Source organism: Mycobacterium sp. NGS49, assembly GCF_059812565.1.
Window position 1 is genome coordinate 50,390 of record NZ_JCALCX010000029.1, and the last position, 25,566, is coordinate 75,955.

A 25,566-nucleotide genomic window follows, 5' to 3' on the forward strand; every position below is an offset into this window, starting at 1 on the left:
TCCCCCGGCCACCGGCCCGGTAGTCACCTCCACCTGGAGATGGCGCGCCGAAAGCCGAATACCCCGTTCGGCATGCGATTATTCCATTTTTGTTACTGCGGGTACTGCGAAACCGGCACTTGGACGAGAAAGTTCGATGGGCCCGGTCCGTATGCACAGACCGGGCCCATCCTTGAAACAAGTCTTACTGGTTGGACTTCTGGCGCTCCTCGGCGACCTCAGCCGCCCCGCGGGCAGCCTCGGCCTGGGCCTCCTTCTTGGCGGCGTCGCGCTGGGCCTCCGCCTTGTCCTGCTGCGCTTCGCCCTCGTTCACCAGGTCGCCTCGACCGGTTACCGTCCCGACGGCCTCCTTGGCCTTGCCCTTGACGTCCTCGACGATTCCCTTGACTGCTTCAGCCGGGCCCGAGTTGCTGTCCGCCATGGTGTTCCTTTCATCGCCCGTCGCATCGGCGACGGCACAAGTGCTGAGTTCCGGTCGAAGACAATGACTGGCTAATGACCGGCTTGCCACATGGCGATGCGGGTCCTTTTTCTCAAGACCTCGCTCATCGCCGCGTGCAGCGAATTCCCAGCTCGTCTGTCGGTCAAACATGTGCGGCGGATTGTGCACCCCGCCCACGCCAAAGCGGGACAATGAGGCAGGATGAAAGGCGCCGTCCCGGGGTGGTGACCGGGATGGCACTCTCATGCGAGGAGACTGATGACGGAGTCCAGGGAGCCCCAAGCCGCCGGCTCAGTGACCCCACCGACCAGCGCCAACGGCTCGTCGTCGAAGTTCTCCCGGGTGCTGCTGAAGCTCGGTGGTGAGATGTTCGGCGGCGGGCAGGTCGGGTTGGATCCCGACGTCGTCGCGTTGGTGGCCCGGCAGATCGCCGAGGTGGTCCGCGGTGGCGTGCAGGTCGCGGTGGTGATCGGTGGCGGCAACTTCTTCCGCGGCGCACAACTGCAGCAGCGCGGCATGGAACGCACCCGGTCGGACTACATGGGCATGCTCGGCACCGTGATGAACAGCCTTGCACTGCAAGACTTCCTGGAGAAGGAAGGCATCGTGACCCGCGTCCAGACCGCGATCACCATGGGTCAGGTGGCCGAGCCCTACCTTCCGCTGCGCGCGGTGCGCCATCTCGAGAAGGGGCGGGTGGTGATCTTCGGCGCCGGTATGGGCCTGCCGTACTTCTCCACCGACACCACGGCGGCGCAGCGGGCGCTGGAGATCGGCGCCGACGTGGTGCTGATGGCCAAGGCGGTCGACGGGGTGTTCGCCGAGGACCCGCGCGAGAATCCCGAGGCCGAGCTGCTCACCGCGATCAGCCATCGCGAAGTCATCGACCGTGGCCTGCGGGTGGCCGATGCCACCGCATTCAGTCTGTGTATGGACAATGGCATGCCGATCCTGGTGTTCAACCTGCTGACCGACGGCAATATCGCGCGGGCGGTGGCAGGTGAGAAGATCGGGACGCTTGTCACCACCTGACCGGAAGACGTAATAATGATCCGCGCTTGCGACGATGCAGCTGGCAGCGATGTGGGGGCACCACCCGCTTGCGGGGGAAGGAGCGGCGCACGTGATTGACGAGGCTCTCTTCGATGCCGAGGAGAAAATGGAGAAGGCCGTATCGGTGGCGCGCGACGACCTGTCCACCATCCGCACCGGACGCGCCAACCCGGGCATGTTCTCCCGGATCGTCATCGACTACTACGGCGCGATGACGCCGATCACCCAGTTGGCCAGCATCAACGTCCCCGAGGCGCGGATGGTGGTGATCAAGCCGTACGAGGCCAGTCAGCTGAATGCCATCGAGAACGCGATCCGTAACTCCGACCTGGGGGTGAACCCCACCAACGACGGCACCATCATCCGGGTGGCGATACCCCAGCTCACCGAGGAGCGCCGCCGCGAGCTGGTCAAGCAGGCGAAAGCCAAGGGCGAGGACGCCCGCGTCTCGGTGCGCAACATTCGCCGCAAGGCGATGGAGGAGCTGCACCGCATCCGCAAGGACGGCGAGGCCGGCGAAGACGAGGTCGGGCGCGCGGAGAAGGATCTGGAGAAGTCCACCCACCAGTACGTCGCGCAGATCGACGAACTGGTCAAACACAAAGAAGGCGAGCTGCTGGAGGTCTAGCGACCACTCCGCAGCTCTGTCCATTGATGTCCGTGGCACCCCCCGATGCCGGCGCCGGCAGCCCGTCCGATGAACCGCTCGACGTGCCGGCACAGCCGGCCAAGAAGACATCCAGAGCGGGGCGGGATCTGCCCGCGGCCATCGCGGTAGGCGCCAGCATCGGGGCCGTCCTGATCGCAACCATGGTGTGGTTCCCGCATTTCTGGGTGGTGTACTGCGCCTTGGCGACCGTGGTGGCCAGCCACGAGGTGGTGCGGCGGCTGCGTGAGGGCGGCTACCTGATCCCGGTCATTCCGTTGTTGATCGGCGGGCAGGTCACCGTATGGCTGACATGGCCGTATCGGGCCGTGGGCGCACTGGCCGGCTTCGGCGGCATGGTGGTGGTCTGCATGATCTGGCGGTTATTCATGCGGGACAAGCCGACCGCGGACGACCAGGGGACACGCGCCGACGGGGCGCCGCCGCCCCGAAATTACCTGCGTGATGTGTCGGCCACCGTTTTCCTGTGCGCCTGGGTCCCGTTGTTCGCGTCGTTCGCCGCGATGCTGGTCTATGACCCGAAGCACGGCCCGGGCTGGGTGTTTTGCATGATGCTCGCCGTGGTCAGCTCGGACACCGGCGGATACGCCGTCGGGGCCCTGTTCGGCAAACACCCGATGGTGCCGATGATCAGCCCGAAGAAGTCCTGGGAAGGCTTCGCCGGCTCGATGGTGTGCGGCATCACGGCGACGATCCTGACCGCCACTTTCCTGGCCGGCAAGGCTTGGTGGGTCGGTGCGCTGCTGGGTGTGCTCTTCGTGCTCACCACCACCCTGGGCGACCTGATCGAGTCACAGGTCAAGCGAGATCTGGGCATCAAGGACATGGGCCGGTTGCTGCCCGGCCACGGCGGTCTGATGGACCGGCTCGACGGCATCCTGCCGTCGGCGGTAGCCGCCTGGACCATGCTCACGTTGTTGCCCTGATACTGGACTGGTCATGGTTCAACAATTGGTATTCGAGGCGCCCCGCCGCGGTAAGCCGCCGCGGCACCTGGCCGATCTGGACGCGGCCGGCCGCGCGGACGCCGTCGCCGAACTGGGCCTGCCCGCGTTCCGGGCCAGGCAACTGGCCAACCAGTACTACGGACGGCTGATCGCCGATCCGCATCAGATGACCGATCTGCCGGCGGCGGTGCGCGACGCGGTTGCCACCAACATGTTTCCCGTGCTGCTCACCGCTGCACGCGAGCTCAGCTGCGACGCCGGCCAGACGCGAAAGACGTTGTGGCGGGCCAACGACGGCGCCACCATCGAGTCGGTGCTGATGCGCTACCCGCAACGCAACACGGTGTGCATCTCCTCGCAGGCCGGTTGCGGCATGGCGTGCCCGTTCTGCGCGACCGGCCAGGGCGGGCTGACCCGCAACCTGTCGACCGCCGAGATCCTCGAGCAGGTGCGGGCCGCGGCGGTCGCGCTGCGCGACGACTTCGGTCCCGATCCGCAACGGCTGTCGAACGTGGTCTTCATGGGTATGGGGGAGCCGCTGGCCAACTACGCCCGGGTGGTGGCCGCGGTACGCCGGATCACCGAACCGCCCCCGTCCGGCTTCGGCATCTCGGCCCGCTCGGTGACGGTGTCGACGGTGGGGCTGGCCCCGGCGATCCGCAAGCTGGCTGACGAGCGGCTCGGGGTCACGCTGGCCGTGTCGCTGCACACGCCCGACGACGAATTGCGCGACACACTGGTGCCGGTGAACAACCGGTGGAAGGTCAGCGAGGTGTTGGAGGCTGCCCGCTACTACGCCGACGTCACCGGTCGGCGGGTGTCGATCGAGTACGCGCTCATCCGTGGCGTCAACGATCAGGTGTGGCGCGCCGACCTGCTGGGCAGGCGGCTACACCGTGCGCTCGGTGCGCTGGCGCACGTGAACGTGATCCCGCTGAACCCGACCCCGGGCAGCGACTGGGATGCCAGCCCCAAGCCGGTAGAGCGTGAGTTCGTCAAACACGTTCGTGCCCAAGGTGTTTCGTGTACGGTGCGGGATACCCGCGGGCGTGAGATCGCAGCGGCTTGTGGACAGCTGGCCGCCGGGGGCGGGTAGCTGGAGCACAGGCCGTTCGGCCCGAGCTTGTGGACAGCTGGCCGCCGGGGGCGGGTAGCTGGAGCACAGGCCGTTCGGCCCGAGCTTGTGGACAGCTGGCCGCCGGGGGCGGGTAGCTGGAGCACAGGCCATAGCAGCAGATCCTCGAGCCTGTAAATCTGGTGCGGATGTGCGAGTAGCGGCCTGCAATTCTGCAGGCTCGGTGACACGCCCGGGCGAGGTGTTGAACCTTTCCCGGCGGGCAATACGTCCTCAAGACAAAAGCCGGCGAACGAGGTGGGTCATGAAGATGTTGTCCGCGTTGAGAATATCGGTCGCCGTGGTCGCGGCCGCTGTGTTGTTCGGGCTGGCCACCGCTCCGCGCGCGGTCGCCGCCGACGATCGCCTCAATTTCACCGGCACCACCCTCAGCGGTGCCCCGTTCAATGGCGCCACACTGCAAGGCAAGCCGGCCGTGCTGTGGTTCTGGACGCCGTTCTGCCCGTTCTGCAACGCCGAAGCTCCCGCCCTCGGCCAGGTGGCGGCGGCCAACCCGGGCGTCACCTTCGTCGGTATCGGGGCCCATTCGGACGTCGGCCAGATGCAGGGCTTCGTCTCCAAGTACGGCTTGAACTTCACCAACCTCAACGACGCCGACGGTGCCATCTGGGCGCGCTACAACGTGCCCTGGCAACCGGCCTGGGTGTTTTATCGCGCCGACGGTTCCTCGACGTCGGTCAACAACACGACCTCGGCGATGACGCAGCAGGAGTTGCAGAGCCGGGTCGCCGCGCTTACCGCAGGGTGAACCACACCCTGATCGGGTTGGCTTTTGCCGCCGGTTTGGTGGCTGCGCTGAATCCGTGCGGCTTTGCGATGCTGCCCGCCTACCTCCTGCTGGCCGCGCGCGGGCAGCAGGCCGGTGAGCCGGTGAGCCCGACGGCCGCGGTCGCCCGGGCGCTGGTCGCCACGCTGGGGATGGCGCTCGGATTCATGACCGTCTTCGGGATATTCGGCGTGCTCACCATTTCGGCCGCCACCACGGTGCAGCGGTACCTCCCATACGTGACGGTGGCGATCGGCGTCGTCCTGGTCGGCCTCGGTGCATGGCTGCTGGCCGGCCGGGAGCTGGCAGCGCTGGCGCCCTTCGGTCCACGCTGGGCCCCCACCGCGCGATTGGGGTCCCTCTACGGCTATGGCGTCAGCTATGCGCTGGCCTCGCTTTCGTGCACCGTCGGGCCGTTCCTGGCGGTCACCGGCGCCGCTCTGCGCAGCGGCTCACTGCTCGACGGCGTGGCGGTCTACGGTGCCTACATCGCGGGCCTGACGCTGATCGTCGGCGTGCTGGCGGTCGCGGCCGCCACCGCACGGTCGACGCTGGTTGACCGGATGCGAGCCGTCCTGCCCTTCGTCAACCGGATCAGCGGGGTGCTGCTGGTCCTGGTCGGGACGTATGTCGGCTACTACGGCGTCTACGAAGTGCGTCTGTTCGGTGCGAACGGCAATCCAGAGGATGCGGTGATCTCCGCCGCCGGCCGGGTCCAGGGCACGCTCGCCGGGTGGGTGCACGAGCACGGTGCCTGGCCTTGGGTGGTGTTGCTGACCATCGCTCTGGCCGGCGCAGTGGTCGTCGCCCGGTATCGGAGGCGGCACGGATCTGACATCACGCCGGCACCATGAAGGTTGTCAATGACACCATGATGGTGTCACTATGACACCGTGGATTTGCAGCCGTACATCGACGCCGTCCGTCACGAGCTGAAGCTGACCGCCTCAGCCGTCGGGCCGGATGCGCAGGAACTGGCCGAGCGGCTGACGGCTCCGCTGGAATCGGCGCTGCGGCTGGCGCTGCTGGAAGCGTTGTCGGCCGCCGCCGAAGAGATCACCGGCGAGCTGGCACCCGGGTCGGCCGAGCTTCGGCTGCGCGGCCGCGATCCGGAGTTCGTCGTCACCGCACCGCCCGACGAGCCCACCTTCGACGACCCCGACGAGAAGCCGTTCACCCCGGCATTCGACGACGGGGGCACCTGGCGGGTCACCCTGCGGTTGCCGGAGGGCTTACGCGCCGCCGTCGAATCGTCCGCCCGCCGCGACGGTGCCTCGCTGAACAGCTGGCTGGTACGGGCCGCGGCTACAGCGGCGGCCGTCGAGCCGGGCTCGGGGCACTCCACCCGCCGCAATGCGCACCGCCACACCGGCTGGGCGCGCTGAACACCCGCACGCGCTGAAATCCCCACGCGCTGAACATCCTCAGAGGAGACACGATGTCCTTGTTCACCACCCCCGACCCGATCAGCATGCGAATCGAAGTCGGCGCGGGTTCGGTCCGGCTCGTCGCGACCGATCGTGCCGACACCGTCGTGCAGGTGCGGCCCCGCGACCCAACCTGCGACGCCGACGTGTGGGCAGCCGAGCACGTCCGCGTCGACTTTCGCGACGGCAGGTTGACGGTCGCCGGCCCCAGGCGCGCTGTCGCCCGGCATCGGGGCGGTGCCGCTCATCTCGAGATCGGACTGCCCTCCCGCTCGCGGCTGCATGCCGCGCTGGGATCGGCCGAGTTATGCGCCGACGGCGAATACGGCGACGTGCGGCTCGCCGTGGGCAGTGGCGACGTCGAAATCGGCACGGTGACGGGAAAAATGAAGGTCGACAACGCTTCCGGATCGATCACCGTGGCGACCGTGCAGGGTTACGCGTCGATCGCCACGTCCTGCGGTCCGGTGCGCATCGAGAACCTCGACGGCGAGCTGAAATTCATTGCGTCCAGCGCATCGCTGTCCATCGACACCCTGCGCGGCACGGTGAAGTCGCGCACTTCGTCGGGATCGGTGATCATCGAGTCCGGTGTGCGGGGCGCGGTGTCCGCGCATACCGGCAGCGGCGGGGTGGCGGTCGGCATTCCCGAAGGTACCGCGGTCCGATTCGACATCGTCACCGGTTCCGGGGTCGTCACCAACCGGCTGCAACCGGCCGACGGTCCGCAACCCGATGACGAAACTCTGGTCCTACAGGTGCGCAGCGGCTCCGGGGACGTCCGCGTCCACCGCGCCCCGGCCGGTCGACTGGCTACCTGAGCCAGCCGCGGCGGCGCCCCCAGATGTCGCGGATCAGCACGAAAAGCGTCAATGCGGCGAATCCGATCAGGAACCAGTCCTCGACGTGTCCGACGTGGTTACCCCGCAGCATCGCCAGCAGGAAGCCGAAGACGAAGAAGCCGGTGATGTACCAGGTGCGGTAGTTGATCTTGCTCCATCCCCACTGGGCAGACGGAACTTCGGCCTCGTCGACGCCGGTGTACGGCTCCACCTCAGTACTGGCCACGGCGATCCCTCCGGTCGACACTCGGACTGACACTGCCTGAACATTCTGGCACAGGGCTGTGTCCGCCGGCAGGTCACACCCGGAGGGACCGCCGCGACGCGGCGTGCTTACGCGGGGGGCATCAGCACTGTGTCGATCAGGTAGACCTGCGCGTTGGCCGTCGAGACCCCGCCGCAGACCACACCGGCGTTGTTGACCCGCAGGTTATTGCCCTGGCCGGTCACCGTCACGTTGCCGCCCTGCAGCGTCTTGTGGGTGCCGATCACCCGGTTCGGGCTCGCTTGTCCACTGACCACGTGATAGGTCAGGATGCTGGTCAACAGACCCGAGTCGGTCTTGAGCTGCTCGATGGTGGCGGGCGGCAGCTTGCCGAACGCGGCGTCGGTCGGCGCGAACACGGTGTACTGACCGCTGTTGAGCGTGTCGACCAGGTTCACCTGCGGGTTGAGCCCGCCGGACAACGCCGAGGTCAGGGTCGTGAGCATCGGATTGTTGGCCGCGGCCTCGGTGACCGGGACCTGCGACATGCCCTGCACCGACGCGGGGCCGGTAGGGTTGGCCGCCGCGTAGTCCGCACAGCCCGGACCGACCAGGTCGCTTGCTGAGGCGGTCGGAGCCAGTGCCACGCCGCATGCCATCATTGCGGCCGCGAAACCGGCTGCGGTTATCGATGTTTTGCTCTTCATAGTCGTTCGCTCCTCGTGGTAGTTGCCGGAATCCCCGACATAAGGTGATTCGGAGCGACTCCCGATCCGGACGGGTGTCATCCGTAGGTGAATGAGAAAACCTGCAATCCCTTGCTCGGTCTCACCTCGATGGTGCCTGACGACTGCCGCGGGTCGGCCACGATCTGGTGCGACGTCGGCGGGCCGTCTATCGCCACTGTGGTGGGTTTGCCGTCGCGCGTGACGGTGAGCGTTCCGGCACCGCCGACGACGAGGTAGATGTCCTTCGCGTGATAGTTGAGTTTGATGCCCGAGTCGTCGCCGGTGGCCGTGGCGCCCTGATAATCAAGGGCCCACGAGCCGGTCAGGGCGAAGCTGTCGGACGCCAGGGAGGGCGGATAGCGGAATGTCCGGGTGCCTTCGTCGTACTCCCCGCCACCGCCGTAGTTGACAGCCTTGCCGACCGCGAAGTAGGTCTCGGCCGTGGTGATCGCCTTGGGAGTGAGGTCGGGGGCACCCACCGGCGCGGGTAGCGTCAGGCCCGGATTCGCGTCGGCCAGCAATCGCCTGATCAGCTGCTCGGTGTCGTCGTAGCCGCCCTCGCCGAATTTGAGGTGCCGCACGACGCCGTCGGCGTCGATCAGATACTCGGCCGGCCAGTACCGGTTGCGGTAGTTCGTCCACGTCGAGTAGTTGTTGTCCAACGCAATCGGGTACCTGATGTTCAGGTCGGCCGCACCCTTGGCGACGTTGCCCGGCACCTTCTCGAACGCATACTCCGGCGTGTGGACGCCGATGACTTCCAGGCCGCTGTCCTTGTACGCCTGATACCAGCCCACGACGTGCGGGATGGCCCGCTGGCAGTTGATGCAGGAGTAGGCCCAGAAGTCGATCAGAACAACCTTGCCGCGCAACGATTTCAGCGCGACCGGTTGACCGCCCGGGGTGTTGAGCCAATTGGTGATTCCCCGCAGATCCGGTGCGGCACCGCAATTCTCCAGGCTCGTCCCACCCTGCGTGCAGTTCGACAGCGCCATGTTCTGCTCGGTGACGATGCCACCGAGCTTCTCCTGCACCTGCTTCGAGCCGCCGACCTTCTGCTGCAACGATGCGGTGTAGTCCGGGATGGCGCGCTGCAGCACCGCCGGAAGGTCGAACACCAGCGCGACCGCCAGCAGTATGGTCATCATCCCCGCGGCGATCCGGATCTCACGCTGGTGACGCCGGAATGCGCTGACCCGCTGGGCTATTCGTTGACCTGCCAGGGCGAAGAACAACAACGGGAGCGTGGCCCCGACGGCGAATGCGGCGGTGAGCACCACGGTGCCGGCGCCGATCTGTGCCGTCGCTCCGGCCACCACGATCGCGGCCAGTACCGGCCCGGCGCACGGCACGTACAGCACCCCCAACGCCAGGCCGAGCCCGAAACCGTTGCCGCGCGAAGCGATCTGCTTCTGCGGGATACGTGCGAACGGCCGCTCGAGCAGCTGCTCGAAACGCGGGAAGATCAGGCCGATGCCGATCGCGGTCAAGGCGACCAGTGCGACCCAGCGGATGGCGTCCTGCGGCAGGTGTAGCGCGGACAGTAACGCCGAACCCAGTAGCGTCACGACGCTGAAACTGAGCACCAGGCCGCCGATCACCCGGTAGGGCCGGGTCGCCTCCGACCGGGTCGGCTTGGTTTCGACCGCCACAGCGCCGTCGGGTGGTGGCGAGCCGTCACGCGATGCGCTGTGTGCGCCGGAGAAGAAGATCACCGGCAGCACCGGCAGGATGCACGGTGAAATGCCGGTGATCAGGCCACCGAGAAAACCGATCAGTGCCAGGGTCCACATGTCAGTTATTCGTTACGGCGCCCGTCCCGGATTGGTTCACCGCCACGCAAAGAACGAGGCAGCCCGCCGGTCCGGGGCTGCCTCGTCCTTCGGTTCGTTACCGGCTGCGACGTCTCACTGGCCGGGGGGCATCAGCACGGTGTCGATCATGTAGACCGTGGCATTCGCCGTGTGCACGCCGCCGCATACCAGTCCCGCGGTGTTGACCTTCAGGTCCCCGCCGGTGCCGGTCACCGTCACCTCCGCACCTTGCAACGTCTTGTGCGTGCCGACCACCTTGCTCGGGCTCGCCTGCCCGCTCACCACGTGGTAGGTCAGGATGCTGTTCAACAGCTTGGCATCGGTCTTGAGTTGGTCGATGGTGGCTGCCGGCAGCTTGTCGAAGGCTGCGTTGGTGGGAGCGAATACGGTGTACTGCCCGCTGTTGAGCGTGTCCACCAGGTTGACCTGCGGGTTCAGCTTGCCCGACAACGCCGAGGTGAGGGTGCTCAGCATCGGGTTGTTCGACGCTGCGGTCGCGACCGGGTCCTGTGCCATGCCCGCTACCGACCCGGGACCGGTGGGGTTCTGAGCCGCGTACTCTGAGCAGCCCGGACCGATCAGGTCGGCGGCCGGATCGGCTTTGGCGGATGACGGCGCGGTGCTGGGCGCTGCGGAGACGCTCGCCGATCCGGAACTGCTGGTGCCCTGCGATGCGGGCTTGTCGCTGGAACATCCCGCGACGCCGGCGATCGCGAGCGCCGCGAGGGCCGCTGCTGCCACTGACCTGGCCTGAGTATTCATCACGTTTGGATTCCTTTGCTACAGAATGCTTTTGCGGTGACGACAGACGTCGCCGTTGGTGCCGTACACCAAGTCATTCGGAGTGGGGGCGACCGCGGATGGGTGCGAGTTTCAAAAGGTGACCCGGGCACAACCTGTCCGTGCCACCCGGTCGGTCCGGTCAGGCGGCACAATGGACGGGTGACTTCCTCCGATGACGCCGCGCGAGTGCGCGTGCTGGTGCTGGGCAGCACCGGCTCCATCGGCACCCAGGCGCTGGAGGTCATCGCCGCCAACCCGGACCGGTTCGAGATCGTCGGCCTGGCCGCCGGCGGCAAGAACCTGGACACGCTGCTGCGCCAACGCGCGGAAACCGGGGTCACCAACATCGCCGTCGCCGACGCCGACGCCGCCGAACGGGCCGGCGACATCCCGTTTCGGGGCGCAGACGCCGTAACCCGCCTGGTCCTGGAGGCCGAGGCCGACGTGGTCCTCAACGCCCTGGTCGGGGCCCTGGGCCTGCGGCCGACGCTGGCGGCGCTGGAATCGGGCGCCCGGCTGGCCCTGGCCAACAAAGAGTCCCTGGTCGCCGGCGGTCCGTTGGTACTGCGAGCGGCCCGGCCCGGCCAGATCGTGCCGGTCGACTCCGAGCACTCCGCGCTGGCGCAGTGCCTGCGCGGCGGCACCCCCGACGAGGTCGCCAAGCTGATCCTGACCGCTTCCGGGGGGCCGTTCCGCGGCTTCTCAGCCGCCGACCTCGAGCACGTCACGCCCGAACAGGCCGGCGCGCACCCCACCTGGTCGATGGGCCCGATGAACACCTTGAACTCGGCATCGCTGGTCAACAAGGGGCTCGAACTCATCGAAACCCACCTGTTGTTCGGTATTCCCTACGACCGCATCGAGGTCGTGGTCCACCCGCAATCGATTATTCATTCGATGGTCACCTTCATCGACGGCTCGACGATCGCCCAGGCCAGCCCGCCGGACATGAAGCTGCCCATTTCGCTTGCGCTGGGCTGGCCGCGCCGGGTGCCCGGAGCGGCCACCTGCTGTGACTTCTCCACCGCATCTAGCTGGGAGTTCGAACCGCTGGACGCCGATGTCTTCCCGGCCGTCGAGCTGGCGCGGCACGCCGGGGGAACCGGAGGATGCATGACAGCCGTTTACAACGCGGCCAATGAGGAGGCGGCAGAGGCGTTCCTCTCCGGCCGGATCGGTTTCCCCGCCATCGTGGGAACCATCGCCGACGTGCTGCACGCCGGCGACCAATGGGCCGCACCACCGGCTACCGTGGATGACGTACTCGAGGCGCAGCGCTGGGCCCGTGAGCGAGCGCAACGTGCGATCGCGGTGGCAGGCTCGGCACCGGCGTCGATCAGAGTCTCGGGTTCGGTGTGAGAAAGGTCGTAACTGACTGATGATGTTCGTTATCGGCATTGTGCTGTTCGCACTCGCCATCCTCATCTCGGTCGCCCTGCACGAGTGCGGCCACATGTGGGCCGCGCGCGCCACCGGCATGAAGGTGCGTCGCTACTTCGTCGGCTTCGGCCCCACGCTGTGGTCCACCCGGCGCGGCGAGACCGAATACGGCTTCAAGGCGATCCCGGCGGGGGGCTTCTGCGACATCGCCGGCATGACTCCGGTCGAGGAACTCGCCCCCGACGAGCAGGACCGCGCGATGTACAAGCAGGCCACCTGGAAGCGGGTCGCGGTCCTGTTCGCCGGTCCCGGCATGAACTTCGTCATCTGCCTGGTGCTGATCTACGCCATCGCGCTCATCTGGGGCCTGCCCAACCTGCACCCGTCCGACAAGGCCATCGTCGGCGAAACCGGTTGCGTCGCTCAGGAAATCACCCAGGGCAAGCTGGACAAGTGCAACGGTCCGGGCCCCGCCGCACTGGCGGGTCTGCGCGTCGGCGACATCGTCGTCAAGGTGGGCGACACCCCGGTGACCACGTTCGAGGAGATGGCGGCTGCGGTGCGCAAGGTGCACGGCACCGTCCCGCTCGTCGTGGAGCGGGACGGCAAGACGATCACCACCAACGTCACCGTGCAAAGCACCCGCCGCTACGTCCCCAGCGCTCAGGGCAACCAACTGGAGCCGGCCAGTGTCGGCGCCATCGGAATCGGCGCTCCGCGCAACGAGCCCACCCGCTACAACGTGCTGTCCGCCGCGCCGGCCACCGTAGCCTTCACCGGCCAGTTGACCGTCGAGGTCGGCAAGTCGCTGGCCGCCATTCCGACCAAGGTCGGGGCCCTGGTCCACGCGATCGGCGGCGGGCAGCGCGACCCGCAGACGCCGATGAGCGTGGTGGGCGCGAGCATCGTCGGCGGCGACACCGTCGACCACGGATTGTGGGTCGCGTTCTGGTTCTTCCTGGCTCAGCTCAACCTGGTGCTGGGCGCCATCAACTTGTTGCCGTTGTTGCCTTTCGACGGCGGCCACATCGCGGTGGCGGTGTTCGAGAAGATCCGCAACTCGATCCGCACGGCGCGCGGCAAGGTGGCCGCCGCGCCGGTGAACTATCTCAAGCTCATGCCGGCGACCTATGTGGTGCTGATCTTCGTGGTCGGCTACATGCTGTTGACCGTCACCGCGGACCTGGTCAATCCGATCCGGCTCTTCCAATGACCACAGAGAAGGTGAACCCACAGTGACCATTGGCCTGGGCATGCCGAAACCACCGGCGCCCACGCTCGCCCCCCGGCGTCCCACGCGTCAGCTCATGGTTCGTGACGTCGGTGTCGGCAGCGAATACCCCATCTCCGTGCAGTCGATGTGCACGACGAAGACGCACGACGTCAACTCGACGCTGCAGCAGATCGCCGAGTTGACCGCGGCGGGCTGCGACATCGTCCGGGTGGCGTGCCCGCGGCAGGAGGACGCCGACGCGCTGGCCGAGATCGCCCGGAAAAGCCAGATTCCGGTCATCGCCGACATCCATTTCCAGCCGAAGTACATCTTCGCCGCCATCGACGCCGGATGCGCCGCGGTACGGGTCAACCCCGGCAACATCAAGGAGTTCGACGGCCGCGTCGGCGAGGTCGCCAAGGCCGCCGGCGACGCCGGAATCCCGATCCGGATCGGTGTCAACGCGGGCTCCCTGGACAAGCGGTTCATGCAGAAGTACGGCAAGGCCACCCCTGAGGCGCTGGTCGAGTCGGCGCTCTGGGAGGCCTCGCTGTTCGAGGAACACGGGTTCGGCAACATCAAGATCAGCGTCAAGCACAACGACCCGGTGGTCATGGTCGCCGCCTACGAGCAGCTGGCCGCCCAGTGCGACTACCCGCTGCATCTGGGCGTCACCGAAGCCGGACCCGCCTTCCAGGGCACCATCAAGTCCGCGGTCGCCTTCGGCGCACTGCTCTCGCGCGGCATCGGCGACACCATCCGGGTCTCGCTGTCGGCGCCCCCGGTCGAGGAAGTCAAGGTCGGCAACCAGATCCTCGAGTCGCTCAACCTGCGGCCCCGGGGACTCGAGATCGTGTCCTGTCCGTCTTGCGGGCGTGCGCAGGTCGACGTGTACACCTTGGCCAACGCGGTCTCCGCCGGTCTGGACGGGCTGGACGTGCCGCTGCGGGTGGCGGTGATGGGCTGTGTGGTCAATGGGCCCGGAGAAGCCCGCGAAGCCGACCTCGGTGTGGCCTCGGGCAACGGTAAGGGTCAGATCTTCGTCAAGGGCGAAGTGATCAAGACCGTTCCCGAAGCGCAGATCGTCGAGACGCTGATCGAGGAGGCGTTGCGGCTCGCCGAGCAAATGGGTGTGGAAATCGACGAATCCGGAACCGATCCCGGGACGGCGGCGAGCGGTTCGCCTATTGTGACCGTAAGCTGATAGGGGCCAAGCTCATAGGCTTTCGATGGCCCTCGGTTCGCATCACAGAGAGTAGTGAGATGTCGGCTCCGCCCATCTTGCGCCTGGTCGGCGAGAGACGGGTTTCAGTGGTGCGCGACGCCGCCGCCGTGTGGCGAATCCTGGGGGACAACCCGGTCGAATCCTGCATGGTCGCCGCACGGGTCGCGGACTACGGGGTCGAGCCGAATTCCATTGGCGGAGAACTGTGGACGCGGCGGGTCCCGGAGGAATCGCTGTGTTTCGCCGGTGCCAACCTCATCCCGCTGCGCGGCAACCTGATCGACCTGAACGCCTTCGCCGACGAGGCCAAGAGCACGGCTCGTCGGTGTTCGTCGCTGGTGGGCAGGGCGGACCTGGTGTTGCCCATGTGGCAGCGGCTGGAATCGGCCTGGGGTCCGGCGCGTGACGTTCGCGACCGGCAGCCGCTGATGGCCCTCAGCAGCCACCCCGATTGTCCGCTGGACACCGAAGTGCGGCAGGTCCGTCCCGAGGAGATCGACGCCTACCTGGTCGCGGCCGTGGACATGTTCATCGGTGAAGTCGGCGTGGACCCGCGACTGGGTGACGGTGGTCGCGGCTATCGCCGCCGGGTGGCCAGCCTGATCGCGGCCGGACGGGCGTGGGCCCGGTTCGAGCACGGGCAGGTCATCTTCAAGGCCGAAGTGGGTTCGCAGTCGCCTTCGGTGGGTCAGATTCAGGGCGTCTGGGTTCATCCCGAGCGGCGCGGTCAGGGCCTGGGTACCACCGGCACCGCGACGCTGGCCGCAGTGATCGTCGGCAGCGGTCGCATCGCCAGCCTGTACGTGAACGACTTCAACACCGTGGCCCGGGCCGCCTACGCCCGGGTCGGGTTCAAAGAAGTCGGCACTTTCGCGACTGTGCTGCTGGATTAGTGCGCGGCACCCGCGCGTAACGTCCGGGTCTCGGTGTGTCTGCGCTGCCGTGACCACAACGGCCCTAACATCAGTACCGATGGTCACATTAGGCTCAAAAACCACATTCGGCTCACGAGCAACATTGGCAACATCCGTCGCCGGCCTCATGGTGGCGCTGGCCGTGCTACCCGGGTGCACGCCCAAGCCCGAGGGCCCGGGACCGGCTGCCGAGAAGTTTCTTGCGGCGCTGTCCGTCGGCGACACCGCGACGGCCGCCCAGCTCAGCGACAACCCCAACGAAGCGCGCGAAGCGCTCAATGCGGCCTGGGCCGGCCTGCAGGCCACGCATCTGGACGCGCAGGTGCTGAGCTCGAAGTACGCCGAGGACACCGGCACCGTCGTGTACCGCTTCACCTGGCACCTGCCCAAGAACCGGACGTGGAGCTACGACGGCCAGCTGAAGATGGCCCGCGACGAGGGGCACTGGCAGGTCCGCTGGTCAACGACCGGGCTGCACCCGAAGCTGGGGGAGCACCAGACGTTCGCGTTGCGGGCTGACCAGCCGCGGCGCGCCTCGGTGAACGAACTGGGCGGATCCGACGTGCTGGCGCCCGGCTACATCTACAACTATTCGCTGGATGCCGGTCAGGCCGGACCCGAACTGATCAGCACCGCCCACGCCGTGATCGACGCGTTAAGACCGTTCAACGACACGCTCAACGATCCTCAGCTGTTGGCCGAGATGGCCAGCTCGGCCACCCGGCCGATCGACCTGGCCACGTTGTTGCCCGACGACAGCAACCGGGTGTTCCCGGCGATCGGCCAGTTGCCCGGCGTGGTGATCACCCCGCACGCCGAGTTGTTGCCGACGGATCCGCACTTCGCCCCGGCGGTGATGGCCGAGGTCAAGAAGGCGGTGGTGGACCAGCTCGACGGCCAGGCCGGCTGGCGGATCGTCAGCACCAACCAGAACGGTGTCGACGTCGCGGTGCTGCACGAGGTGGAGGGCTCGCCGGCGCCCTCGGTGTCGATCACGCTGGACCGGGCCGTGCAGAACGCCGCCCAGCACGCGGTGGACACCCGCGGCGGCAAGGCGATGCTGGTCGTGATCAAGCCGTCGACCGGGGAGATCCTGGCGGTCGCACAAAACGCCGGTGCCAACGCCGAGGGCCTGCTGGCCACCACCGGCCTGTACCCGCCCGGGTCGACGTTCAAGATGGTGACCGCCGGCGCCGCCGTCGACCGCGACATGGCTACCCCCAACACGATGGTCGGCTGCCCGGGCCACATCGACATCGGCCACCGGACCATCCCGAACTATGGCGGTTTCGACCTCGGCGTGGTCCCGATGTCGCGCGCGTTCGCCAGTTCGTGCAACACCACGTTTGCCGAACTGAGCGCCAAACTGCCGCCGCGCGGTCTGACTCAGGCCGCCACCCGGTACGGCATCGGGCTGGACTATCAGGTGGAGGGCATCACCACCGTCACGGGTTCGGTGCCCCCCACGGTCGATCTGACCGAGCGCACCGAGGACGGGTTCGGACAGGGCCGGGTGCTGGCCAGTCCGTTCGGCATGGCCCTGGTGGCGGCCACGGTGGCGGCCGGAAAGACCCCGGTGCCGCAGCTGATCGCGGGGCGGCCGACCACGGTGGCCGGTGACAACACACCCATCAGCCCCAAGATGGTCGACGCGCTGCGGCCGATGATGCGGCTGGTGGTCACCAACGGCACCGCCAAGGAGATCGCGGGTTGCGGGGAGATCTACGGCAAGACCGGTGAAGCCGAATTCGCGGGCGGTTCGCATTCCTGGTTCGCCGGGTACCGCGGCGATCTGGCTTTCGCGGCCCTGATCGTCGGGGGCGGGAGCTCGGAATACGCCGTGCGGATGACGAAAGTGATGTTCGACTCGCTGCCGCCCGGCTACCTGAGTTAGCGGCCTACGGTAGTACGTTCAGTCCGGACAGCCCATTCTCGCCGAACAGCACCCCGCGCGTGCCTCCGTTGCCAGGACTGCCCGGGAGGGAGCCGATCCCGGAGTTTCCGCCGGCGCCGCCGTTGCCGATGAGCTGGGCGTCGCCGCCGCGGCCGCCATCTCCGCCCCGGTCGATTCCGCCGACCGACTCCCCGCCGGAACCGCCCGCCCCACCGCTGCCGATCAGGCCCGCGTTGCCGCCGGCCCCGCCCGCCCCGCCGATGGCTGTGCCGATCCCGGCGGGCCCGCCACTGCCGCCGGACCCGCCGCTACCCAAGAACCAGGCACCGTTGCCGCCGGACCCGCCGATACCTCCGGTGTTCTGCCCCGGACCGGCGGCGCCGCCGGCACCGCCGTTACCGAACAGCCCGATGGCGTTGCCACCGGCCCCACCGTTTCCGCCGTTGGCGGTGCCGATCCCGGCTGGACCTGCGTCACCGCCGGCTCCACCATCGCCGAAGAGCACGCCGCCGACTCCGCCGGCACCGCCGGTGCCCCCGGCGTTGTGCCCCGCCCCGCCCGCCCCGCCGGCACCGCCTGCGCCGAACCAGCCGCCCGGCCCGCCGGCGCCGCCGGTGCCACCGGCTTGGGCCAGGGAGGCGCCGCCGACGCCGCCCGCGCCGCCGGGACCGAAGAGTCCACCGGCCCCGCCTACTCCGCCGGAGCCGGCCGTGGCGGTGGACGCCTGGCTGCCCAGGCCGCCGGCGCCCCCGGCGCCGGCTGTGCCCAACAGCCCGGCGTTGCCGCCGGCCCCGCCGGCTCCGCCGTTGAGGCCGAACCCTCCACTGCCGCCGGTTCCGCCGATGCCGAACAGTCCGCCGCTCCCGCCGGCCCCGCCGCTGCCCGCCGGGGTGGCGATGGAGCCTCCACCATCCCCGCCACGGCCACCATTGCCGAGCAGCAATCCGGCGGCACCGCCACGACCGCCATTCTGGGCGGCTGCACCCGCCCCGCCCGCCCCGCCGTTGCCGATCAGAATGCCGGCGTCGCCGCCATTGTGTCCCGTCCCCGGGGCCGCCGGGGCGCCGTCGGCAATCAGCGGGCGCCCCAGCAAGGCCACACTGGGGGCGTTGATCGCGTTGAGCAGATTCAGCTGGACGTTGGCTGCTTCGGCGGCCGCATAGGCACCGGCGCTGCCGTTCATGGCCTGGAGAATCTCGGTGTGCATCGCGGCGGCCTGGGAGCTGAGTGCCTGGTAAGTCTGCCCGTGCGCGTCGAACAGGGCCGCAACGCTCGCGGACACTTCATCGGCGCCGGCAGCCAGCACCGCCGTCGTAGCAGTTGCCGCAGCCAGGTTGGCGGAGTTGATGGCCGAACCGATCGTCACCAGTTCGGTCGCCCCTGCCGCAATCAGCTCCGGCGTCACGATCACAAACGACATTCGACACCTCGCAGTACGTCATCGTCACGACATCGGGTGCCGCGGATCGCTGGGCGAACAGGCAGTGATGGTATCGCCGCTGCCGCGATCTTCGTCACCTTTTCCGCCGCGCGGTTGCCTGTAGCCTGGTGCTCCGGTGGGTAGTGGCGACAGAACATCGGGAAGGCCATGACGGAGACCGGCGGGGACATGGCGCCAATGCGGGTGTCGGACGCCGACCGCAACGGCACCATGCGGCGACTGCAGAATGCCCTGGCGCTCGGTTTGATCGACATCGACGAATTCGAGCAGCGCTCGCGGCACGTGTCGTTGGCGCGCACCCGTGACGAACTGGACAGACTGGTCGGTGACCTGCCCGGGCCGGGGGCGATAGTCACCTCCGCCACCGACCGGGTGGAATTGCGGGGGTGGGCAGGCTCACTGAAGCGGCACGGCGAATGGACGGTGCCCACCCGGCTGTCACTGGTGCGCCGGCTGGGCTCGATCGACCTGGACCTCACCAAGGCCCGCTTCGCCGGCCCCGTTGTCGTCATCGAAATCGATATGAAGTTCGGCTCGCTGAACCTTTGGCTGCCTGAAGGCGCCAGCGCTTCGATCGACAACGTGGAGGCGTATGTGGGCAGCGCGTCGGACCGCCGCAAAGATCCGCCGGCCGAGGGCAACCCACACGTCGTACTGACCGGCCAGGTGGTGTTCGGCTCGGTAGTCATCCGCGGGCCCCGACGGACATTGCTGCGCCGTCCCCGGTTTTGACGAGTAGCGCACTGCAAATCTTCAGGCTCGGCATTGAGTGGGAATTGGTGGGGTGGGAATCAGCGCCGCGGGCGCGGCAGGCACCACGGGCGGGGCATCGTTAAGCTGGCTGCCATGCCTGCTCGAACTGCGCTGTCTCCCGGCGTGCTGTCTCCGACCCTGCCGGTACCCAAGTGGATTGCGCGCCCGGAATACGTCGGCAAGGCCACCGCCAAAGAAGGCAGCGAGCCGTGGGTGCAAGAACCCGAGGTCATCGAGAAGATGCGGATGGCCGGCCAGATCGCGGCCCGCGCGCTCCAGGAGGCCGGCAAAGCCGTCGCACCGGGCGTCACCACCGACCAACTCGACCGCATCGCGCACGAGTACATGGTCGACAACGGCGCCTACCCGTCGACGCTGGGTTACAAGAACTTCCCCAAGTCGTGCTGCACCTCTCTCAACGAGGTGATTTGCCACGGCATCCCCGACTCGACCGTGATCGAGGACGGCGACATCGTCAATATCGACGTCACCGCCTATATCAACGGAGTCCATGGCGACACCAACGCGACGTTCCTGGCCGGCGAAGTATCCGAGGAGCACCGGCTGCTCGTCGAGCGCACCCACGAGGCGACCATGCGCGCGATCAAGGCCGTCAAACCCGGACGGCAGCTTTCGGTGGTCGGCCGTGTCATCGAGTCCTACGCAAACCGGTTCGGCTACAACGTGGTTCGCGACTTCACCGGCCACGGCATCGGTACCACGTTCCACAACGGGCTGGTCGTCCTGCACTATGACCAGCCCGCCGTCGAAACCGTCATCCAGCCCGGTATGACCTTCACCATCGAGCCGATGATCAACCTGGGCGGCCTGGATTACGAGATCTGGGATGACGGCTGGACCGTGGTCACCAGGGACCGCAAGTGGACCGCGCAGTTCGAACACACCTTGCTGGTCACCGACACCGGCGCCGAAATCCTGACCCTGCCGTGAGTTTGGCTGCGCGAGCAGACACAAGCTCGCACTGTTCGGCCCGCAATCGTGCGAGTTCGCGTCTGCTCGCCGTGCGATGGTGAGTGGCGCGCTGCTGGTTGCCGGCACCAGCTCCGACGCCGGGAAATCTCTGGTGGTCGCGGGGCTGTGCCGGTTGCTGGCGCGCGGTGGCGTCCGGGTGGCGCCGTTCAAGGCGCAGAACATGTCGAACAATTCCGCCGTCACCGTCGAAGGCGGCGAGATCGGTCGCGCTCAGGCGCTGCAGGCGCGCGCGGCCGGCCTCGACCCCAGCGTGCGGTTCAATCCGATTCTGCTCAAGCCGGGCAGCGACGGTACATCGCAATTGGTGATCCGCGGCCAGGCGACCGAATATGTCACCGCCGCAAGCTATTTCAGTCACCGGAATCGGGTGGCCGACGTGGTGATCGACGAATTATCAAGCTTGCGCGAGGAATTCGACGCTGTGATCTGCGAGGGTGCCGGTTCGCCCGCCGAGATCAACCTGCGGGCAACCGACATCGCCAACATGGGATTGGCCCGAGCCGCCGAACTGCCGGTGGTCGTGGTCGGTGACATCGACCGCGGCGGCCTGCTGGCGCACCTGTTCGGGACGGTCGCGGTGCTGGATCGCGAAGACCAGGCGCTGATTGCCGGGTTCATCGTCAACAAGTTTCGTGGCGATCGCGCGCTGCTGGAACCGGGGCTGGTGCAGCTGGCGAAGTTGACCGGTCGCCCCACGTACGGTGTGTTGCCTTACTCCGACCGGCTGTGGCTGGACGCCGAGGATTCCCTTTCCGTGGTGGCACACCGCGTGGTCGGCACGCCGGAGCCGCCGCGCGGTGAAGGATGGCTGCGAGTGGCGGCGGTGCGCCTGCCGCGCATCTCCAATTCGACCGACATCGAGGCGCTGGCCTGTGAACCCGGCGTCCTGGTGCGCTGGGTCACCGATCCGGCCGACGTGGCAGACGCCGATCTGATCGTGCTCCCGGGCAGCAAAGCCACCGTCGCCGACCTGTCATGGCTGCGTGAGCGTGGTCTGGCGGCTGGAATCGTCGACCACGCCCGGGCGGGCAAACCGGTGCTGGGCATCTGCGGCGGCTTCCAGATGCTTTGTCGTAGCATCGAAGACACGGTGGAAAGCCGCTCGGGGGCGGTGCCGGGGTTGGGGCTGTTGGACGCCGACATCGCGTTCGCGCCCGCCAAGACGCTGCGACGTTGGCGAGAGCCGCTGTGCGGCTATGAGATTCACTATGGTCAATTGACCCGCTGCGCGGAGGCGCCCTGGTTCCGGGTCGGCTCCGAAACCGGGGGAGTGCGGCGGGCAGCGGTCTTCGGCACCCACTGGCACGGGCTACTGGACAATGACGACTTCCGTCGCACGTTCCTGACTCAGGTCGCCGGCGCCGCCGGTCGGGACGGATTCGCCGTCGCCGACGACGTGTACGTCGCCGCTCGCCGCGACGCACAACTGGACCTGGTTGCCGATCTGCTGGCCGCGCATCTCGACGTGGACGCGGTGACGGGTCTGCTTGCCGGGCCGCCGCCGCGGCGTCCGTATCTCTGTAGTGGGCTGAGTCAGTAAGTCGGTCGGATGGGCTGGTTTATGCCCGAATTACCTCATGCTTGAATTCAATAGGTTCGATTTCTCGACCGTTTGAATGTCCATCGGGCGAATTGCTGATATTCGGTCTCTGTTTTGTTGTAGCTTGACTGATCGACCGAACGCTGGAGGTTGGGATGGTTCGACCGTCGCAGTCACATGACGCGGTGTGTGCAAGCGCGTGAGCTTTTTCGCGTTCCCACCGGAGATCAACTCCGCGCGCATCTTTTCCGGGGCCGGACCCGGCCCGATGCTCGATGCCGCGGCGGCATGGGACCAGTTGTCTGTTGAATTGGCCTCGGCGGCAGCTTCTTTCGGGTCAGTGACATCCGGGTTGGCCGAAGACGTCTGGCAGGGCCCGTCGTCGGTGGCGATGGCCGGCGCCGCCGCTCCATACCTGGGGTGGCTGAATGCGGCCGCACGCGGCGCGGAGGAGGCCGCCGGGCACGCGCGGATCGCTGCCGGAGCTTTCGAGTCCGCCAGGGCTGCGACGGTGCATCCGGCCGCATTGGTGACTCACCGCAGCCGATTGTTGTCATTGGTTTTCTCGAACTTGTTCGGGCAGAACGCCCCTGCTATCGCGGCAGCGGAAGCCGCCTACGAGCAGATGTGGGCGCAAGATGTGGCGGCGATGTCGAGTTACTACTCTCAGGTTTCGGCGGCCGTCGCTCAGCTGATGCCCTGGCAGAGTTCGGTCCAGGGTCTTGCCGGTCAGGTCGCGGGCCTGCTCGGTATCTCGGCAGAGGCACCGGCCGTGAGCGCCGGGACCACCCTCGCCGAGGCGTCGGCCGGCGCGCCGGCTGCTACGGCCGAACCGTTGGCGGTCGCAGGTGCGGCGGCCGCCCCGCTCGCAACGGCCGGAATCGGCAACCAGGGCAGCGGCAACGCGGGCAACGGCAATATCGGCAACACCAACGTCGGTAGCGGTAACCAGGGCAGCGGCAACGCGGGCAACGGCAATATCGGCAACACCAACGTCGGTAGCGGTAACCAGGGCATCGGCAACGACGGTAACGGCAACATCGGCTCGACCAACGCCGGCAACGGCAATACCGGAAACCTCAACCAGGGCAACGGTAATCAGGGCAACAACAACACGGGCGACGGCAATCGCGGCAGCAACAACGCGGGCAGCGGCAACACCGGCAACGGCAATGTCGGCAACGGCAACCGGGGCGGCCTCAACGGCGGTGACGGCAACATCGGCGCCAGTAACACCGGGAACGGCAACATCGGCACCGGCAACCAGGGCAACGGCAACCAAGGCAACAACAACACCGGCGACGGCAACCGGGGCAACTCCAACGCGGGCAGCGGTAATACCGGCAACAGCAACGGCGGCAACGGCAACATCGGCAACCTCAATACCGGCGACGGCAACAACAACTCCAGCGACCTCGCCCACGGCAATTCCGGCGACGGCAACCTGGGCGGCAACAACGCCGGTGACGGCAACAAGGGCGGTGGCAACCAGGGCAGCGGCAATGTCGGCGACGGCAATGTCGGCGATGGCAACAAAGGTGCCAACAATCAGGGCAACGGCAACCTGGGCAGCGGAAACGGCGGCGCCGGGAACAAGGGCGACAACAACACCGGCGACGGCAACCTCGGCAGCGGGAACACCGGCGACGCAAACCGCGGTGACAACAATGTGGGCCACGGCAACCTGGGCAACACCAATGGCGGGGATGGCAACAAGGGCAGCGCCAACGGGGGCTCGGGCAACCTGGGCGACCTCAACACCGGCAACGGCAACAAGGGTGACACCAACGCCGGCCTGGGCAACGCGGGCAACACCAACACCGGCGATGGGAACCTGGGCAGCGGCAACGTCGGCTCAGGCAACGCCGGCGACAACAACACCGGCGACGGCAATAAGGGCAATACCAACTCCGGCTTCGGCAACAACGGCAACAACAACCAGGGCAACGGCAACAGGGGTAACGACAACGTCGGCCACGGCAACTTCGGCAATGCCAACTCCGGACTGGGTAACCGTGGCGACAACAACACCGGTCACGGCAACCTGGGCAACGGCAATGCCGGCTTCGGCAACAAGGGCGACAACAACCAGGGCTCGGGCAATGTCGGCAACGGCAACATCGGCAACGGCGACATCGGGAACAACAACACCGGCAGCGGCAATATCGGCAGCGGCAACGCAGGTAGCGGTAACCGCGGCATCGGGTTGGGGACCGGCGACAACAACCAGGGCAGTGGCAACCAGGGCAGCAACAACGGCGGCCACGGCAACATCGGCAACTCCAACACCGGCAGCGGCAACACCGGCAGCGGTAATGCCGGAAGCGGCAACGTCGGCAGCAACAACCAGGGCGGCGGCAACTACGGCAGCGGCAATACCGGGGAAGGCAACCGGGGCAACGGAAATGCCGGGAGCGGAAACGTCGGCAACAACAACCCCGGCATGGGCAACGCCGGCGACGCCAACCAGGGCGGCGGCAACAACGGCGTTAATAACCAGGGGTGGGGCAACACCGGAAACAACAACATCGGCTTCGGGAACACCGGAAACAACAACGTGGGCCTCGGCCTCACCGGCGACAATCAGGTCGGAATCGGCCGCCTGAACTCGGGGTGGTTCAACCTGGGCCTGGGAAACTCCGGCAACTTCAATATCGGGTTCGGGAACTCGGGTAGCGGCAACATCGGCTTCGGAAACTCGGGGAACTACAACATCGGTTTCGGCAACGCCGGCAGTGGAAACGTGGGCTGGTGGAACGGCGGCAACGGCAACACCCTCGCAATGAACTCCGGCAATCACAACACCGGGTTCTGGAACGCGGGAAACCTGAATACCGGCCTGTGGAATTCCGGAAGCAACAACACCGGCCTGCTCAACGCCGGCAGCACGAACACCGGGTTGTACAACTCGGGCAGCACGAACACCGGGCTGTACAACTCGGGCAGCACCAACACCGGACGGTTCAACGCTGGTAGTACCAACACCGGCAATTTCAACTCCGGGGGCACCAACACCGGTGACTACAACTCCGGCGGTACCAACACCGGCAACTACAACTCCGGGGGCACCAACACCGGTGACTACAACGCGGGCGGCACCAATACCGGCAGCAACAACGCCGGCGGCACGAACACCGGCAATTTCAACGCCGGCGGCACCAACTACGGCAGCTACAACGCCGGCGGCACGAACACCGGCAATTTCAACGCCGGAGGCACCAACACCGGTGACTACAACTCCGGTGGCACCAACGCGGGCTTCTACAACTCCGGTGGCACGAACACCGGCAATTACAACTCCGGTGGTACCAACACGGGCAATTACAACTCCGGTGGTACCAACACGGGCAATTACAACTCCGGTGGTACCAACACCGGCAACCACAACGCGGGTGGCACCAACA

The 25,566-nt window shown here is 67.2% G+C and carries 23 protein-coding genes; 17 read left to right on the top strand and 6 right to left on the bottom strand.

Going from position 1 to position 25,566, the window contains the following annotated elements; translation table 11 throughout:
* Window positions 1–184 precede the first annotated feature (184 nt).
* Window positions 185–421, bottom strand: a complete 237-nt coding sequence (gene mbp1 / locus AC5Y7D_RS24505; RefSeq protein ID WP_499928429.1) for a microaggregate-binding protein 1 — start codon at window positions 419–421, stop codon at window positions 185–187.
* Between the two features lie 279 nt (window positions 422–700).
* Between mbp1 and pyrH the strand changes: the two genes are divergently transcribed.
* The 8 genes from pyrH (at window position 701) to AC5Y7D_RS24545 (ending at window position 7,258) form a co-directional block, all read left to right on the top strand.
* Window positions 701–1,474, top strand: a complete 774-nt coding sequence (pyrH, locus tag AC5Y7D_RS24510; protein WP_499928430.1) for a UMP kinase — start codon at window positions 701–703, stop codon at window positions 1,472–1,474.
* Between the two features lie 91 nt (window positions 1,475–1,565).
* Complete coding sequence (frr, locus tag AC5Y7D_RS24515; protein ID WP_499928431.1) at window positions 1,566–2,123, top strand: ribosome recycling factor; 558 nt, start codon at window positions 1,566–1,568, stop codon at window positions 2,121–2,123.
* Between the two features lie 32 nt (window positions 2,124–2,155).
* Window positions 2,156–3,088, top strand: a complete 933-nt coding sequence (locus tag AC5Y7D_RS24520) for a phosphatidate cytidylyltransferase (RefSeq protein WP_499928452.1) — start codon at window positions 2,156–2,158, stop codon at window positions 3,086–3,088.
* A 13-nt stretch (window positions 3,089–3,101) separates the two neighbouring features.
* Window positions 3,102–4,205: a dual-specificity RNA methyltransferase RlmN gene (rlmN, locus tag AC5Y7D_RS24525; RefSeq protein ID WP_499928432.1), complete on the top strand. Its 1,104-nt coding sequence runs from the start codon at window positions 3,102–3,104 to the stop codon at window positions 4,203–4,205.
* Between the two features lie 283 nt (window positions 4,206–4,488).
* Window positions 4,489–4,992 carry a disulfide bond-forming protein DsbE gene (dsbE, locus tag AC5Y7D_RS24530; protein ID WP_499928433.1) on the top strand — a complete coding sequence of 168 codons (504 nt, stop codon included), beginning with the start codon at window positions 4,489–4,491 and terminating at the stop codon, window positions 4,990–4,992.
* Window positions 4,989–5,864, top strand: a complete 876-nt coding sequence (locus AC5Y7D_RS24535) for a cytochrome c biogenesis CcdA family protein (RefSeq protein ID WP_499928434.1) — start codon at window positions 4,989–4,991, stop codon at window positions 5,862–5,864. Before dsbE ends, AC5Y7D_RS24535 begins: the two co-directional genes overlap by 4 nt.
* 39 nt (window positions 5,865–5,903) lie before the next feature.
* Window positions 5,904–6,395, top strand: a complete 492-nt coding sequence (locus tag AC5Y7D_RS24540) for a histidine kinase (RefSeq protein ID WP_499928435.1) — start codon at window positions 5,904–5,906, stop codon at window positions 6,393–6,395.
* Between the two features lie 53 nt (window positions 6,396–6,448).
* Window positions 6,449–7,258: a DUF4097 family beta strand repeat-containing protein gene (locus tag AC5Y7D_RS24545; protein WP_499928436.1), complete on the top strand. Its 810-nt coding sequence runs from the start codon at window positions 6,449–6,451 to the stop codon at window positions 7,256–7,258.
* On the opposite strand, the gene AC5Y7D_RS24550 is transcribed toward AC5Y7D_RS24545, so the two are convergent.
* The 4 genes from AC5Y7D_RS24550 to AC5Y7D_RS24565 all read right to left on the bottom strand — a co-directional run bounded on the left by AC5Y7D_RS24550 (window position 7,251) and on the right by AC5Y7D_RS24565 (window position 10,791).
* Entirely contained in the window at window positions 7,251–7,505 is a 255-nt protein-coding gene (locus AC5Y7D_RS24550) for a DUF2631 domain-containing protein (protein WP_499928437.1), read from the bottom strand. The two genes, AC5Y7D_RS24545 and AC5Y7D_RS24550, sit on opposite strands and share 8 nt — an antisense overlap.
* A gap of 107 nt (window positions 7,506–7,612) precedes the next feature.
* The gene (locus tag AC5Y7D_RS24555) at window positions 7,613–8,191 is read right to left on the bottom strand and encodes a fasciclin domain-containing protein (protein ID WP_499928438.1); all 579 of its coding nucleotides are present in this window, start codon (window positions 8,189–8,191) and stop codon (window positions 7,613–7,615) included.
* A gap of 77 nt (window positions 8,192–8,268) precedes the next feature.
* The gene (locus AC5Y7D_RS24560) at window positions 8,269–10,005 is read right to left on the bottom strand and encodes a cytochrome c biogenesis protein DipZ (protein ID WP_499928439.1); all 1,737 of its coding nucleotides are present in this window, start codon (window positions 10,003–10,005) and stop codon (window positions 8,269–8,271) included.
* A 114-nt stretch (window positions 10,006–10,119) separates the two neighbouring features.
* Entirely contained in the window at window positions 10,120–10,791 is a 672-nt protein-coding gene (locus AC5Y7D_RS24565) for a fasciclin domain-containing protein (RefSeq protein ID WP_499928440.1), read from the bottom strand.
* Between the two features lie 177 nt (window positions 10,792–10,968).
* On the opposite strand from AC5Y7D_RS24565, the gene dxr reads away from it, so the two are divergent.
* The 5 genes from dxr to AC5Y7D_RS24590 all read left to right on the top strand — a co-directional run bounded on the left by dxr (window position 10,969) and on the right by AC5Y7D_RS24590 (window position 17,435).
* Window positions 10,969–12,168 carry a 1-deoxy-D-xylulose-5-phosphate reductoisomerase gene (gene dxr / locus AC5Y7D_RS24570; RefSeq protein WP_499928441.1) on the top strand — a complete coding sequence of 400 codons (1,200 nt, stop codon included), beginning with the start codon at window positions 10,969–10,971 and terminating at the stop codon, window positions 12,166–12,168.
* 19 nt (window positions 12,169–12,187) lie between these two features.
* Entirely contained in the window at window positions 12,188–13,402 is a 1,215-nt protein-coding gene (locus AC5Y7D_RS24575) for a M50 family metallopeptidase (RefSeq protein ID WP_499928442.1), read from the top strand.
* Window positions 13,403–13,424: 22 nt separating this feature from the next.
* Window positions 13,425–14,606 (top strand): flavodoxin-dependent (E)-4-hydroxy-3-methylbut-2-enyl-diphosphate synthase, encoded by a 1,182-nt coding sequence (ispG, locus tag AC5Y7D_RS24580; protein ID WP_499928443.1) that lies wholly within the window; start codon window positions 13,425–13,427, stop codon window positions 14,604–14,606.
* 59 nt (window positions 14,607–14,665) lie between these two features.
* Entirely contained in the window at window positions 14,666–15,520 is an 855-nt protein-coding gene (locus tag AC5Y7D_RS24585; RefSeq protein WP_499928444.1) for a GNAT family N-acetyltransferase, read from the top strand.
* Window positions 15,521–15,599: 79 nt separating this feature from the next.
* Window positions 15,600–17,435, top strand: a complete 1,836-nt coding sequence (locus AC5Y7D_RS24590; protein WP_499928445.1) for a penicillin-binding transpeptidase domain-containing protein — start codon at window positions 15,600–15,602, stop codon at window positions 17,433–17,435.
* A gap of 4 nt (window positions 17,436–17,439) precedes the next feature.
* On the opposite strand, the gene AC5Y7D_RS24595 is transcribed toward AC5Y7D_RS24590, so the two are convergent.
* On the bottom strand, window positions 17,440–18,855 hold the full coding sequence (locus AC5Y7D_RS24595) for a PE family protein (protein ID WP_499928446.1): 1,416 nt from the start codon (window positions 18,853–18,855) through the stop codon (window positions 17,440–17,442).
* A 168-nt stretch (window positions 18,856–19,023) separates the two neighbouring features.
* On the opposite strand from AC5Y7D_RS24595, the gene AC5Y7D_RS24600 reads away from it, so the two are divergent.
* The 4 genes from AC5Y7D_RS24600 to AC5Y7D_RS24615 form a co-directional block, all read left to right on the top strand.
* Complete coding sequence (locus AC5Y7D_RS24600; protein ID WP_499928447.1) at window positions 19,024–19,608, top strand: DUF1707 SHOCT-like domain-containing protein; 585 nt, start codon at window positions 19,024–19,026, stop codon at window positions 19,606–19,608.
* Window positions 19,609–19,722: 114 nt separating this feature from the next.
* Window positions 19,723–20,580 (top strand): type I methionyl aminopeptidase, encoded by an 858-nt coding sequence (map, locus tag AC5Y7D_RS24605; protein ID WP_499928448.1) that lies wholly within the window; start codon window positions 19,723–19,725, stop codon window positions 20,578–20,580.
* Between the two features lie 76 nt (window positions 20,581–20,656).
* A complete protein-coding gene (locus AC5Y7D_RS24610; RefSeq protein ID WP_499928449.1) occupies window positions 20,657–22,162 on the top strand; it encodes a cobyric acid synthase in 1,506 nt (501 codons plus the stop codon).
* Between the two features lie 199 nt (window positions 22,163–22,361).
* Window positions 22,362–25,566 (top strand): PPE family protein (locus AC5Y7D_RS24615; RefSeq protein ID WP_499928450.1); only part of this gene is annotated, 3,205 nt, incomplete at its 3' end.